Raw genomic sequence first — 14,602 nt, forward strand, 5'->3', positions numbered from 1 at the left:
AATTCAAACAGCCATTACCATAAAAACATTTTTACTTTGTAAATATGCCTTCAAAAAAAACTAGAAAAAGAAACACTTATGAATGAAAAATTTATTTCAACTGCAAAAAAAATAAAAAATAAAATTTCGAGTTTAAGATTTGATCTTTACCACAAATACAGTGCAATAGATAGTTTAAAAGATGTTGTAGCAATTAAAGGAAAAACAGATCCTAAATTAATTAAGCTATCTAATGAATATGCTATTGATGTTTTAGGCTGGAAAGGCTATGCTCCCTGGCTTATTGTTTACAGCGCTTTTGCAGAAACTTTTAAAGAAGGTTGGATACCTGACAACTATTACGGTAAAATTGTTATTCCAAAAATTCAAGGCGATTACGGAAAGTTATCTTTCTTAAAATCTATCACATATAAAATTTTTGATACTGATGTATTTCCTGATATCGGTTACTTTGCCAATGGATTATTTTATAAAAATAACTTTGAAATTATTCAATCTATCGAAATTGTCGACTTTTTATTTAAAAAATCAAATAAAATTGTTTTTAAACTAGACCATTCAATGCAAGGTTTAGGGGTTTACTTTTTTGAAAAAGATTCATTTGACATTCATAAAATTAGCTCTTTAGGAAATGGTGTATTTCAAGAATTTATAGAACAACATGCTATTTTTAATGAGTTTATGCCTTCATCGGTAGCCACTATTAGAATAACAACCGTAATTGACAATCAGGGAGAACCTTCAGTAAGAGCTTGTTTTTTACGTCTTGGTCAAAAAAATGATACACACGTAAATAGCGTTTCGGATCTTGGAATTCCAATAGACCTTAAAACTGGTGAATTTGATGCGTTTGGATATGACAATTACTGGGGGCCAATGATTAAACACCCTGATACTCAAGTATTATTTGCCAATAAAATAATTCCGCAATTTGATAAATGTCTATCAACTGCATTAGAACTTCAAAAATCTATGCCTTTGGTTAGATGTATTGGCTGGGATATGATTGTAGACAAAAATGAAAAAATAAAGGTCATGGAATGGAATGGTTATGATACTGATATCAAGTTTTCTGAAGCTACACAAGGCCCTTGTTTTAAAGACTTAGGTTGGGAAAATTTGTGGAAAAAATAAATCGAGTGATGATAGAATTATTAAAAAAAACAAATCGATTTTACGAAACATTAAGTTTGGGTTTATTAACCTTTTTATGTTTTTCATTTTCAGTATTTAGACTCTATTTTTCTGAAGATCCTGAAGTTATACCTCGTTTAAACTGGAATTTATTTTTAGCTTTTATTCCTTGGTTTTTGACAAGTTTTTTAATGATCAATTCAAAATATAAAAAGAATAAAATTGTTATAGGAACCTTGCTGTTTTTTTGGCTGTTGTTTTTTCCAAATGCACCTTATATTCTTACAGATTTGATTCATTTAGAAGGCAAACAAAGTGTACAATTATGGTTTGATTTAATTTTGATTTTATCCTTTGCCTGGACTGGTTTGTTATTTGGGATACTGAGTTTAATGGATATCGAAAAATTATTAAACCAAGTAATGTCTAAAAAACGAGTCAATTTTATCATTGTTATCCTATTATTTATTGGCAGTTTTGGTGTTTATTTAGGTCGTTTTTTACGTTGGAATAGTTGGGATATTATAAGCAATCCTTTTGGTTTGATTTCTGATATTGGTCTCAGAATTATCAATCCGTTTGAGTTTGCAAAAACTTGGGGAATGACTATTTTTATGGGACTTTTTCTAAATATGGTTTATTGGTCTTTAAAAATTATTCAACATAAAAATAATAACTAATTATTTTAAGAAGTGTTATTTTTATCTAAAACCAATTAAATTATGAGTTTAATTACCATAAAGACATCGCATTTTGAAACAGAACTTATCATACTTCGTAGTCGATTAGAATCTGAAGGTATCAAATGCTATTTAAAAAATGAATTTACAACCCAAATTATGAATCATATGGCAACTTTTGAAGTAGAGCTTCAAGTGTCTGATTTGGATGTTGAGAAAGCCAAAAAAATATTGTCAGCTATTGAAAATAGCTCAATTTAATTCCTATTTCAAATACATTTAGCTAAGAAAAAACAATAAAAAAACCCGTTTAAAAAGATTCTTTAAACTGGTTTTTTAATTAAATATTGAATATTATTGATTTCCTAAAATTATTGGTAAACCATCTTTACCACTTCCAATAACAATTACTTTACTGTTTGGAGAATTAGACAACTGCATTGTAGCTTCTATTCCTTTATCTTGTAAAATTTTATCGGTTAAAGAAGCACTTAAAATTTTATTTGCATCAGCTTTACCTTGTGCCTCAATAATTTGTTTTTCAGCTTCTTTGGCTGCAGTTACCAATCTAAATTCGTATTCTAACGATTCTTGCTCTTGTTTTAATTTACTTTCAATAGCGGTTTTAATGGTAGTTGGTAATGCAACATCTCTAACTAAAATCGAATTTAATTGAATAAATTGTGGTTCTACAATTTTTTTAGTTTCTTCATAAATTTCTGCCTGAATAGCATCTCTTTTTGTAGAATATAATTGCTCTGGCGTATAACGTCCAACTACACTTCTGGTTGCCGATCTTACTGCTGGAACAATAACACTGTTTAAATAATCTGTTCCTCTTGTTTGATGTAATAATCCAACTGTTACAGCTGTAGGCTGATATAATACAGAAGCATCTAATTTAATTTCAAGACCATTTGAAGAAAGTACAGACATATCCTTTTCTAATAATTCCTGTTGTCTTACGTTATAAACATATACTTTATTCCAAGGAGCCACAATGTGAAAACCTTCACCTAAAGGAGCTTCTTTTGTTACTACACCGCCATCAAAAGTTTTGTAAAGTACACCTACTTCACCTGAACCAATTGTAACTGCAGATTTAAATAAAAATATAATTACTATAAAACCTACTATTATTATAGGAATCAATGTTTTTGGAAATTGTAATTGTGCGTTATTGTTCATTTTTGTATTTAATTTGTTAATTTATTCAAAAATACGAAACTATGTGCATTAAAATTACTTTTAGCTGTTTTTATTGATGCTATTCATCACTACCCGCTTCAACAGGAATAAAAGCTCCTTTTATTAAAATATCTTTATCTTTTAAAGTGGCTTCGGCATCTAAAATCTCAGTCCATTCTTCATCTTTTAAACCTATTTTAACCAACATTTTCTCAAAATAATAATTTTTTTCATCACTTTTATTTAACACCAAAATATAATATTGACCATTTTCTTCCAAAGCAGCTTGAGAAGGTATTGCTATTTTTTCAATTTCATCAGTCACAATTTCGGCTTCAACAAACATACCCACCAAAAACGATTCATTTTCTTGTTCTAAATGTCCGTGAACTTTTACTGTTCTGTTTGTTTCATCAATTGCTTTACCTATTAAATGCACTTCACCGGTAAACGTTTCAGCAGAATTTTCGGGTAAATTAAATATTATTTTCTGCCCTTCTTTTACTTTTAAAACATCCTTTTCAAAGATAACCAACTCAATATGTTTGTGTTCATCATTAATAATTTCAAGCAATACATCGCTTTCATTCATAAATTTCCCAACACTGGTATTTACTTTACTTATTGTACCATTAATAGGCGCATAAATAGCAATGGTACTGCTAAACTTGCCATCTTTAACTGTTGAAGGATTGATATTTAACATTCGTAATTTATGTTCCAATCCATTGTATTTAGCCAAAGCTGTTTTATAGTCACTTTCTGCTTTTAGATAATTTTTTTCTGAAGTAATTTTTTCATCAAATAAGGTTTTCTGACGCGTATATTCACTTTTTAGATAATTTAAAGATACTTGAATTTCTAAAAAGTTTTGCTGAATTTCAATAAAATCTGGGTTTTCTAAAGTTAAAAGCAATTGTCCTTTATCAACTTTATCGCCAATAAGTAAATTTGAAACCTTTACATAACCACCAATAACATTACTTACCATTGCTTTATTACTTGGAGGCACATCTATAAAACCATTGGTTTTTATACCTTTTGTAAAATTATGCGCACTTATTTTTCCCAATTCCATATGCATATATTTAAATTGTTCTGCTGAAATGGTGATTGAATTAGAAACTACTTCATTAATTTCTTTATTTTCGTTTGATTTTTTTGATGAATCACAAGCTGTAAAAACAGTTGCAATTAATGTAAAAAACAAGATTTTAAATATATATTTTTTCATTTTTATAAGTTTAAATAATTGATATCCAATACTATTTGATTGTGTAAGTTTAAATTTGTTAAATAATCGATATTGATTTTGTTAGCAGTTTCTATGCTTTGTATGTATTGAAAAAAATCTATTTCACCATTTTTATAACTTTGCGTGGCAGTTTTTAAAATTTCTAAAGACAATTTTTTTCCACTTTCATTATAATAAGATAGCTCTGCCTTACTTCGCTCTAATTTTTGCAATAAATTATAATACACAGTCTGTAATTCAATATCAATAGCCAATGCAGTTTCTTGCGCAATATCCTCTTCAATTTTAGCTGCTGAAATTTTTGATGAATTTCCGAAGAAAAACAAAGGAACACTTATACCCGCCTGAAAACTATTGACCGAATTATTTAAATTTAAATTTCTGCTGTTGAAATAATTAAAATCTAAATCGGGTAACAACTGCTGATTTTCAACTCCTTTTTTTGCCTTTAACAATTGACTATTTTCTGCATAATACTGGTTTATTAAATGTGAACTTAACTCAACTTCCTGAACATCAAGCTTGTTTAATTTTTGATCCAAAACAACAAACTTTTCTTCACTTTGAATTAAAGTGTAAAAATCTTGATAAGCAATATTGATATCGTTTTTAAGCTGACTCAATTGTGTTGCATACTCTTTGTATTTAGATTGAGCAGTAATCATTTCTAAATAATTTGTTTCGCCCAATTCAAATTTTCTTTTACTGGCATTTGAAAAATTTTGATATAAACTATCTATTAATTTTATATAATTCAGTTTTTCATTTAAATAAACAACATGGTAATAAGCTTTAGAAATATCTTTTATCAGGTTGTTTTTAGAAATTTCAAAAGCAATTCCCTCCATATTGGTTTTAATAATGTTCGTTTTTTTACGAGCAAAATAAACCGAAGGAAACTCAATACTTTGCGAAACACCAAAAGTTTTATAAGGTTCACCGCCAAAGGTTAAATTTGTTTTATCGTCTAAATAATAAACTTGGGTTTTATTGATATTAAAAGCACTGTTTTTTAATTTATCGCTTTTTTCAACCTCTAACTTCGCTATATTTAATTGTTTATTATTTTCAATACCCATTTTAATAGCTTCATTTAAGTCAATAAATTTTGCTTGAGAAAAACCAACAACAGGCATTAAAAACAGCAATAATATCAAGGTTTTTGGACTTCCTTTTCTACTCAGTTTTATTTTTTTTGTTTCAAACAAAGCATACAAAACTGGTAAAACAACTAAGGTTAAAACTGTTGCTGTAATTAAACCTCCAATTACAACCGTGGCCAAAGGCCTTTGAACTTCAGCACCTGCATTGGTTGATATTGCCATTGGCAAAAATCCCAAAGCCGCAGCAGCAGCCGTTAGTATCACTGGTCGTAAACGCTCTTTAGTACCTTTTAAAATTCGTTCGTAAACATTATCCATACCATGTGCTTTTAATTCTTTTAAATGTTCAATTAATACAATACCATTTAATACCGCAATACCAAATAAGGCAATAAAACCAACCCCTGCTGAAATACTAAAAGGCAAACCTCTTAACCATAAAAACAATACACCACCCACTGCTGATAAAGGAATTGCTGAAAAAATCATCACCGCATCTTTTATAGAGTTAAAAGCAAAATGAAGCATGATAAAAATTAAAAACAATGCAATAGGAACAGCCAATTTTAAACGGGCTTTGGCACTGTTTAAATTTTCAAACTGTCCGCCATATGAAACCGTATAACCAACAGGTAATTTAACACTGCTATTAATAATTTTTTGTACATCTTCAACAACAGATTGCATATCTCTGTTTCTAACATTGATACCTATCACAATACGTCTTTTAGTTTGATCTCTTGAGATTTTTGCAGGACCTTTGGTATAGGCAATATTGGCGACTTCGTTTAAAGGAACTTTTGTACCAATTGGAGTATCTACATACAGATTTTTAAGGTTTTCAATATTTTTTCTATAATCAGCATCTAACCTAACAACCAAATCAAATCTGCGTTCACCTTCAAACACATTTCCAATAGTTTGTCCGGCAAAAGCCATTTGCACAACCTGATTCAAATCTTGAATATTTAATCCGTAACGCGCTACTTTTTCACGATTGTAAGTAACTGTCATTTGTGGCAAACCATCAATTTTTTCGACAATAATATCTGAAGCCCCTTCAACATTTGAAATTTTTCCTTTAATTTCATCGGCCAATGCAGCTAAAACACCTAAATCTTCACCAAAAATTTTCACAGCAACATCTGCCCTTACACCTGTAATAAGCTCGTTAAAACGCATTTCAATTGGTTGGGTAAATTCATAATCAATTCCAGGAATAATGGCTAATTTTTCTTTGAATTTATCGGCCAATTCATCTTTTGAATCAGCAGAAACCCATTCAGATTTTGGTTTCAATTTTATAATAATATCACTTTCTTCCATAGACATAGGGTCTGTAGGAACTTCAGCGGCACCAATTCTTGAAACTACTTGGTCTACTTCGGGAAAATTTGCCAATAAAATTTGTTCAATTTGCGTAGTTATTTCAACAGTTTTACTTAATGAAGTTCCTGTTTTTAATACAGGTTGAATCACAAAATCACCTTCATCTAAAGTTGGAATAAACTCACCACCCATTCTGCTAAACAAAATTACTGTTGAAACCAATAAAACCATAGCTGCTGTTATCACGAATTTTTTATGATACAAAGCCCATTTAATTGTAGGTTCGTATAACTTATAAAAGAAATTCATAAGTCGTTTAGAAACATTGTTTTTAGTTTGTTTTTCGGGTTTTAAAAAGATAGAAGAAATTACCGGAACGTAGGTAAAACACAAAAACATGGCGCCAATTAAAGCAAAACTAAATGCCATAGCCATTGGTTTAAACATTTTACCCTCAACACCACTTAGCGAAAGAATTGGAATAAAAACGATTAAAATAATTAACTGTCCAAAAATTGCAGAAGTCATCATTTTAGAACTACTTTGATATGTAATTTTATCAATATTTTCTTGCCTTTCTTGTGAAGATAACAACATCAATTCATTTCTATTATTGGTAATTTTATAGGCAATATATTCTACAATAATTACAGCTCCATCAATTATAATCCCAAAGTCAATAGCACCTAAACTCATTAAATTGGCGTCAATACCAAAAATGTACATCATAGACAATGTAAAAAGTAAAGACAAAGGAATAACGGATGCCACTACCAAACCAGATCGCAAACTGCCCAATAATAAAATAACCACAAAAATTACAATAATAATACCTATAATTAAGTTTTCAGAAATTGTAAATGTTGTTTTTTCAATCAGTTCACTACGTTCTAAAAAACCGTTGATAAAAACACCTTCTGGCAATGTTTTTTGAATTTCGGCTACACGCTGTTTAACAGCTTCAATAACTTTGTTTGAATCGCCATCTTTTAACATCATTACCTGCCCTAAAACCTTCTCACCTTCTCCATTACCTGTAATTGCACCAAAACGGTTGGCATACCCGTATTTTACTTCGGCAACATCTTTAATTAAAACAGGAACACCTTCAACATTTTTAATTACAATGTTTTGAATATCTTCAACAGATTTTATCAAACCTCCACCACGAACAAAAAAACTTTCACTGGTTTTTTCAATATATCCGCCACCAGAAACACTGTTGTTTTTTTCCAAAGCGTCTAAAATTTGAACTGAAGCAATGCTCATAGATTTTAACTTTTCAGGATTTAAAGCAACTTCATATTGCTTTAAAAATCCACCCCATGTATTTACTTCTACAACACCTGGTATGCCTGAAAGTTGTCTTTTAACAACCCAATCCTGAATTGTTCTTAGCTCCATAGGCGTGTATTTGTCTTTATACCCAGGCTTTGTGTCTAGAATATATTGATAAATTTCACCCAAACCCGTAGTAATTGGCCCCATTTCAGGTGCTCCAAAACCATCTGGTATTTTTTCGGCAGCCGATTTAATTTTTTCAGCAATAAGTTGCCTTGGTAAATACGTACCCAAATTATCATCAAAAACAATGGTTACAACCGATAGTCCAAATTTTGAAACCGATCGTATTTCTTGTACACCTGGTAAATTAGCCATTTCTAATTCTACCGGATAGGTAATAAATTGCTCAACATCTTGGGTTGATAAGTTTCTGGAAGTTGTTATTACCTGAACCTGATTATTTGTAATATCTGGCACAGCGCCAATTGGAATTTGAGTAATAGAAAACAGACCAAACCCAACAATGGCAGTAGTAATTAAGATAACAATAAGCTTGTTATCAATGCTTAGTTTAATAATTTTTGTTAACATAATTGATTTAATTAGCAATAATAGGATACTGATAACCAATATTTTGGTTATCTAATTTATTAATAAAAAAATAGAACTATGTTACTTTTGTGGTGGTTGAAAAAAACGAGTCGTATAACTGTTTATAAATGTTTTTAGGTAGTGAAAATTTCTATCTTCAAATATTTTTGTTGAAGACATTATTTCTAAATTACTAAAATTTAACACATAAACAGGGTGAAAATGGGAATCACAACATTGATGTTTAAAAGGAAGTTGTTTGTGTTGATTGTGCTTGTTTTTATGAATTTCAACACGACTTCCATAGTGTAAATCCATAAAACTCGCTAAATTATCTCCCTCTTCTATATGACAAGAAATGTGTTTTATTAAAGTTGGAAATTTAGCAATATCATTAAACTCTATTCCAAAACTTTGAAAAAGAATTGTAAACGATAACAATATTGCACTTAATTTACCCATTAATAAATTTAGAAAATTAAATGTAAATTTGATTAAAAATACAACTATTAAACAAGTGCTTATAATAGTTATTTTATATATGGCTATCAATTTTAATGATAGTAGTAAAAATAAACCCTAAATTTTACCTACATATTTACGTGTAAACCACTCTAAACTTAAGCAAAATACAATAAAACCCAATAGCCATTTCCAATTTATTAAAGGTGTTTTTAGTGTACTAGATTTTTGAATACTTTTAAAACGTTTATCCTTTACTAAATCATTTATAAAAACAGTTTGATCTGCATCATAATAAACTTTTCCATTAGTTGTTGAAGCCAGTAATTTTAAATCTGCATCATTAGACTGTGTAAATTGTTGTTCAATTTCATAAGGTAAAACCTTAAAAGCTCCTGAAATTGTTTCATCGTGATTTTCGACAGAAACGCTATACAAATATTCACCTGAGGCAATATTAGACAATTGTGCAACAAACCCATTATTTACAAGAGCAAACGGAATTTTAGTTTGCTTTTTATCTTCCTTATTGGTAATTGTTAGCCAAATTTTAGCACGGTTGTCTAAATTTAAATTTTCATCTAAATAGTTTGCTGAAATTTGAATTGTTTCATTTGAAAAATAAATAGGATTAACCGATGCATTTAACCTGTTATTATTATTGTTTGAAGCTAAATATTGCATTAAGTTAGCTATAAATCCATCAAAATATTCAAAGGTTTTGCTTTCACTAAAACTACCCATTCTCCAGCGCCAAATATTTTCGCCAAATAAAACAGCTCCTTTTTGATTGTTATTTTCAAACGTTGCAAGTAATGGTTCCTCTGTTTGTACGCTTCCTATTTTTTGAAAAAGCAACGTTTGATAAGGAACCGAAAAAGTAATTGACCCAAAACGATCTTCTAATGGCGCGAAAGTAGAAAATCCTATATCCGAATTTAGAAAACTACTGTAGGAATTGTTAAAAACAGCATTGTAATTTTCACTTGAAGAAATGACTTTTTTAGTGAAATTAGATTGTGCTAAATTTAAAAAATTCCAGTCTGTACTTAAACCTGAAACTATAAAATAGTTCATTTTTTTTGTTTGAATCTCATTCAACACATTCTTAAACTTATTATTTGGTTGGTATAATATAATCAACTGGTATTTAGCTGATTCTGACTTATATTTATCAATATTTAAAATAGTTACAGAACGTTGTTTATTACTCTCAATCGCCTTTTTAAACATTCCTAAATCTGGATGTAATACAGCTGTCAAAATCAATATTTTTGAAGTATCTTCAATAACATTAATACTAAATTCTTTGGAATTATTGATGGTATTTTGCTCGTTTATAAGTTCGTCTATTTGAACAGTATAGTAATTAATTCCCTTATTTTTTGAGGTTAAAAACAACGATTCTGTATAAACATTTTGAGTTTTTGAGAAGTTTATTTTCTTAGAAAACACCATTTTCCCATTGTTAAAAACACTTAAATTTTTACTGATATTTTGATTTCCTGTGTAATTCACAAAAACTTCAACAGGAAACTGATTGTTTACAAACGTATTTTCGTTTACGTTTAATTGCTGAATAAAAATATCTTCAACAGTAGTTGTGTCTCCAACAACAAACGAATATACTGGACTTTTATAATTTGAAAAAGCAATAGAATTTCCGGCAGTTTGATTGCCATCTGTAATTAAAACCAACGGATTTATACCGTTATTAAAAACTTTTGACAGCTTATTTAAAGGGTCAAATAAGTTGGTATATTGCTCATTAAAATTAAGTGAATCTAGCGGTTTTAGCTTTGTACCAAAGCTAAAATATTCAATATTAAATTTTGAATTTAGTTCAGCATCATTTTTAATTGTTTCAACTAAATTCTGAATATTCTCAGCTTTTGATTTGAATTTAATGGATGAAGAATTATCAACAGCTACCACCAAATTTGGTTTAATAATTTGGCTCGTTTCTTTTTTTATGGAAGGGTTTATAAGCAATAAAAATATGCTGAATAAACTTAGAAATCTTAAAAAAGAAAGCCAATAATTAAATTGGCTTTTCTCTTTATTTTGAAAAATATATTGGAAAATTGATAAAAATAAAGCTACAAAAACAGCAATAATAATGTATAATAAATTGGCTGTTTCCATTGTAGTTTTTAGATTGTTAGATTAAACTTCATAAGAAAAAATAATCCAAATAATTTCCAACTTTTAAATTTTAACTAATTTTAGGTTAACATTCCACCGTCAACACTTAGTGTTTGACCTGTAATGTAAGCACTCATATCAGAAGCTAAAAACACACAAGCATTAGCAACATCTTCAGCAGTACCACCACGTTTTAAAGGAATTGAATCTCTCCAACCCTGAACAACTTCAGGATTTAATTTTTCTGTCATTTCAGTTTCAATAAAACCTGGCGCAATGGTATTACAACGAATATTTCTTGAACCCAATTCTAAAGCTACCGACTTGGTAAACCCTAAAATACCAGCTTTTGATGCAGCATAATTTGCCTGACCAGCATTTCCTTTTAAACCAACTACAGAACTCATATTGATAATAGATCCGCCACGTTGTTTCATCATTGGTCTAATTACAGCTTTTGTTAAGTTGAAAACAGATTTTAAGTTTACTTCAATTACAGAATCAAAATCTTCCTCAGAAATACGCATTAATAAATTATCTTTTGTAATTCCTGCGTTGTTTATTAGCACGTCAATAGAACCAAATTCTTTTAAAACATCAGCAGCTAATTGTTGTGCAGCATCGTAATTAGCAGCATTAGACTGATATCCTTTAGCTTTTATACCATAAGCTTCCAATTCTTTTTCAAGCGCTTGAGCAGCTTCCACAGATGCGTTATAGGTAAATGCTATATTTGCACCTTGTTTAGCAAAAGAAGTTGCTATACCTCTACCAATTCCTCTTGAAGCTCCTGTAATTAAAGCTGTTTTATTTTCTAAAAGTTTCATATGATTAATTATATTCTTTAATTTATTTATTTTGAAAAATCAAATATACACAATTTATAAAAAAAGCCTCCAAAAAGGAAGCTTTTCAACTTGTTTTGTTATTTTTTTAGCCTAAAATCTCAGCGACTTTTGCACCAATTTTAGCTGGAGAATCCACAACGTGAATACCATTTTCTTTTAAAATTGCCATTTTAGCTTGAGCAGTATCATCTGCACCACCAACAATAGCACCTGCGTGCCCCATTGTTCTTCCTTTTGGAGCTGTTTGACCAGCAATAAAACCTACAACTGGTTTTCTATTACCATCAGCTTTCACCCAACGTGCAGCTTCAGCCTCTAATTGTCCGCCAATTTCACCAATCATTACAATACATTCAGTCTCAGGATCGTTCATTAACAATTCTACAGCTTCTTTTGTAGTAGTTCCAATAATTGGGTCACCACCAATACCAATTGCAGTAGTAATACCATAGCCTTGTTTTACAACTTGATCTGCAGCTTCATAAGTTAAAGTTCCGGATTTAGAAACAATACCAACGTTTCCTTTTCTAAATATAAAACCTGGCATAATTCCAACTTTTGCTTCTTCAGGAGTAATAACACCTGGGCAATTTGGACCTACCAACCTACAATCTTTATTTTCAATATAAGCTTTAACTTTAACCATATCTGCAACAGGAATACCTTCAGTAATACAAATAATTACTTTAATTCCGGCAGCAGCAGCCTCCATAATTGCATCTGCAGCAAATGCTGGTGGCACAAAAATAATTGAAGTATCGGCACCTACTTTGTCAACAGCATCTTGAACAGTATTAAAAACTGGTTTATCTAAATGCAATTGTCCTCCTTTACCAGGAGTAACACCACCTACAACGTTTGTACCATATTCTATCATTTGGGTTGCGTGAAAAGTACCTTCACCACCAGTAAAACCTTGTACAATTATTTTTGAATTTTTATTGACTAAAACGCTCATTAAATTTTTATTTATTAGTTAGTATTACAAATATAATTTTAAAAATGTTTTTAATGTCTAAAACTATGCTTTATTTTGATATTTTAATAACATTGAAAGTTTTGCTAATTCTTGCATCTTTTTTCGAGCTTCAGAAGCAGGAGTTCCAAAATAGGTTTTTCCACCTTCCAAAGATTTAGCTGCAGCACTTTGTCCAAGTAATACAGCTCCTTTTCCAATAGTTATTCCGCTTATCAATGCAGATTGACCCCACATTGTTACATTGTCTTCAATAACACAACAACCTGCTATACCAACTTGCGCTGCCATTAAACAATTTTCTCCAATAATAGTATCATGTCCAACCTGAACCTGATTGTCTAATTTAGTTCCTTTTTTAATTGTTGTATCTCCAGAAACACCTCTATCTATGGTACAAAGCGAGCCAATATCAACATTATCTTCAATTACAACACTTCCACTTGATATTAATTTATCGTAACCTTCAGGTCTTCTTTTATAATAAAAAGCATCAGCACCAATAGTTGTACCTGCGTGAATTGTAACATTGTTACCAATTTTACAATTATCGTAAATAACAACATTTGGATGAATTAAACAATTATCACCAATAGATACATTATTACCAATAAATACATTTGGTTGAATAATAGTATTTACCCCTATTTTTGAAGTTTTAGCAGTTGATTCAACCGCTTTTTGAAAGGGATTAAAATATTTTGATAATTTATTAAAATCTCTAAATGGATCATCTGAAATTAAAAGTGCTTTTCCTTCAGGACAAACGACTTCTTTATTTATTAAAACGATGGTTGCATTAGATTTTAACGCTTTATCGTAATATTTTGGATGATCTACAAAAACAATATCACCTTTTTCTACAACATGAATTTCATTAAATCCTGTTACAGGAAAATCTTCAGAACCAACAAAAGTAGTTCCTATTATTTCAGCAATTTCTTTTAAAGTATAAATACGAGGTAATTTCATTCAGCTAAATGTATTATTCTTTAACTCGCTCTAAGTAAGCACCTTTAGCTGTATCTATTTTAACTTTATCACCTTCATTTATAAATAAAGGAACATTGATATTTGCACCAGTTTCAACAGTTGCAGGTTTAGTAGCATTTGTTGCTGTATTTCCTTTAACACCTGGTTCTGTATGTGTAATTTCTAAAATAACACTTGCAGGCATATCTACAGAAAGTGGCATATTATCTTCAGTATTAAAAATAACCGTTACTATTTCTCCTTCTTTTAACAAATCTGGAGCATCTAACGTTTCTTTTGCCAAAGTAATTTGGTTGTAATCATCAGTATTCATAAAATGATAAGTATCTCCTTCAGGATATAAAAACTGATATTTTCTAGTTTCAACTCTAATATCTTCAATTTTTCTACCTGCTGGAAAAGTATTTTCCAATACTTTACCTGATGAAAGACTTTTTAATTTTGTACGAACAAATGCTGGTCCTTTTCCAGGCTTAACGTGTAAAAACTCTATAATTTTATAAATATCATTATTATATCTTAAACATAATCCGTTTCTAATATCTGATGTAGTTGCCATTTTATATGTGCTTTTTTAAATTTTAATTTATTGACTCTATTATTTATGCTAATAA

The 14,602-nt window shown here is 29.8% G+C and carries 12 protein-coding genes; 3 read left to right on the forward strand and 9 right to left on the reverse strand.

Annotated features, from left to right (window positions below; genetic code table 11):
* Window positions 1-78 precede the first annotated feature (78 nt).
* From EC396_RS07060 to EC396_RS07070, 3 genes are read left to right on the forward strand one after another with little or no spacing between them, the layout of a single operon-like run.
* Window positions 79-1,134 carry a sugar-transfer associated ATP-grasp domain-containing protein gene (locus EC396_RS07060; protein ID WP_129366007.1) on the forward strand — a complete coding sequence of 352 codons (1,056 nt, stop codon included), beginning with the start codon at window positions 79-81 and terminating at the stop codon, window positions 1,132-1,134.
* 8 nt (window positions 1,135-1,142) lie between these two features.
* Window positions 1,143-1,814 carry a DUF1361 domain-containing protein gene (locus EC396_RS07065; protein ID WP_129366008.1) on the forward strand — a complete coding sequence of 224 codons (672 nt, stop codon included), beginning with the start codon at window positions 1,143-1,145 and terminating at the stop codon, window positions 1,812-1,814.
* Between the two features lie 42 nt (window positions 1,815-1,856).
* The gene (locus EC396_RS07070) at window positions 1,857-2,075 is read left to right on the forward strand and encodes a DUF2007 domain-containing protein (RefSeq protein ID WP_129366009.1); all 219 of its coding nucleotides are present in this window, start codon (window positions 1,857-1,859) and stop codon (window positions 2,073-2,075) included.
* A gap of 93 nt (window positions 2,076-2,168) precedes the next feature.
* On the opposite strand, the gene EC396_RS07075 is transcribed toward EC396_RS07070, so the two are convergent.
* From EC396_RS07075 to efp, 9 genes are all read right to left on the reverse strand, one after another.
* Complete coding sequence (locus EC396_RS07075; protein ID WP_129366010.1) at window positions 2,169-3,002, reverse strand: prohibitin family protein; 834 nt, start codon at window positions 3,000-3,002, stop codon at window positions 2,169-2,171.
* Window positions 3,003-3,081: 79 nt separating this feature from the next.
* A complete protein-coding gene (locus tag EC396_RS07080; protein WP_129366011.1) occupies window positions 3,082-4,236 on the reverse strand; it encodes an efflux RND transporter periplasmic adaptor subunit in 1,155 nt (384 codons plus the stop codon).
* Between the two features lie 2 nt (window positions 4,237-4,238).
* Entirely contained in the window at window positions 4,239-8,564 is a 4,326-nt protein-coding gene (locus tag EC396_RS07085; RefSeq protein ID WP_129366012.1) for a CusA/CzcA family heavy metal efflux RND transporter, read from the reverse strand.
* Window positions 8,565-8,645: 81 nt separating this feature from the next.
* On the reverse strand, window positions 8,646-9,026 hold the full coding sequence (locus EC396_RS07090; RefSeq protein ID WP_129366013.1) for a hypothetical protein: 381 nt from the start codon (window positions 9,024-9,026) through the stop codon (window positions 8,646-8,648).
* A 117-nt stretch (window positions 9,027-9,143) separates the two neighbouring features.
* Window positions 9,144-11,171: a VWA domain-containing protein gene (locus EC396_RS07095; RefSeq protein WP_129366014.1), complete on the reverse strand. Its 2,028-nt coding sequence runs from the start codon at window positions 11,169-11,171 to the stop codon at window positions 9,144-9,146.
* A gap of 80 nt (window positions 11,172-11,251) precedes the next feature.
* The gene (fabG, locus tag EC396_RS07100) at window positions 11,252-11,998 is read right to left on the reverse strand and encodes a 3-oxoacyl-[acyl-carrier-protein] reductase (RefSeq protein WP_129366015.1); all 747 of its coding nucleotides are present in this window, start codon (window positions 11,996-11,998) and stop codon (window positions 11,252-11,254) included.
* A gap of 106 nt (window positions 11,999-12,104) precedes the next feature.
* On the reverse strand, window positions 12,105-12,977 hold the full coding sequence (sucD, locus tag EC396_RS07105) for a succinate--CoA ligase subunit alpha (protein ID WP_129366016.1): 873 nt from the start codon (window positions 12,975-12,977) through the stop codon (window positions 12,105-12,107).
* Window positions 12,978-13,040: 63 nt separating this feature from the next.
* The gene (locus EC396_RS07110) at window positions 13,041-13,967 is read right to left on the reverse strand and encodes a UDP-3-O-(3-hydroxymyristoyl)glucosamine N-acyltransferase (RefSeq protein WP_129366017.1); all 927 of its coding nucleotides are present in this window, start codon (window positions 13,965-13,967) and stop codon (window positions 13,041-13,043) included.
* Between the two features lie 13 nt (window positions 13,968-13,980).
* Complete coding sequence (efp, locus tag EC396_RS07115; RefSeq protein ID WP_129366018.1) at window positions 13,981-14,547, reverse strand: elongation factor P; 567 nt, start codon at window positions 14,545-14,547, stop codon at window positions 13,981-13,983.
* Between the last annotated feature and the right edge of the window lie 55 nt (window positions 14,548-14,602).

It is taken from the genome of Lutibacter sp. HS1-25, from assembly GCF_004121075.1.
Taxonomy (GTDB): domain Bacteria; phylum Bacteroidota; class Bacteroidia; order Flavobacteriales; family Flavobacteriaceae; genus Lutibacter.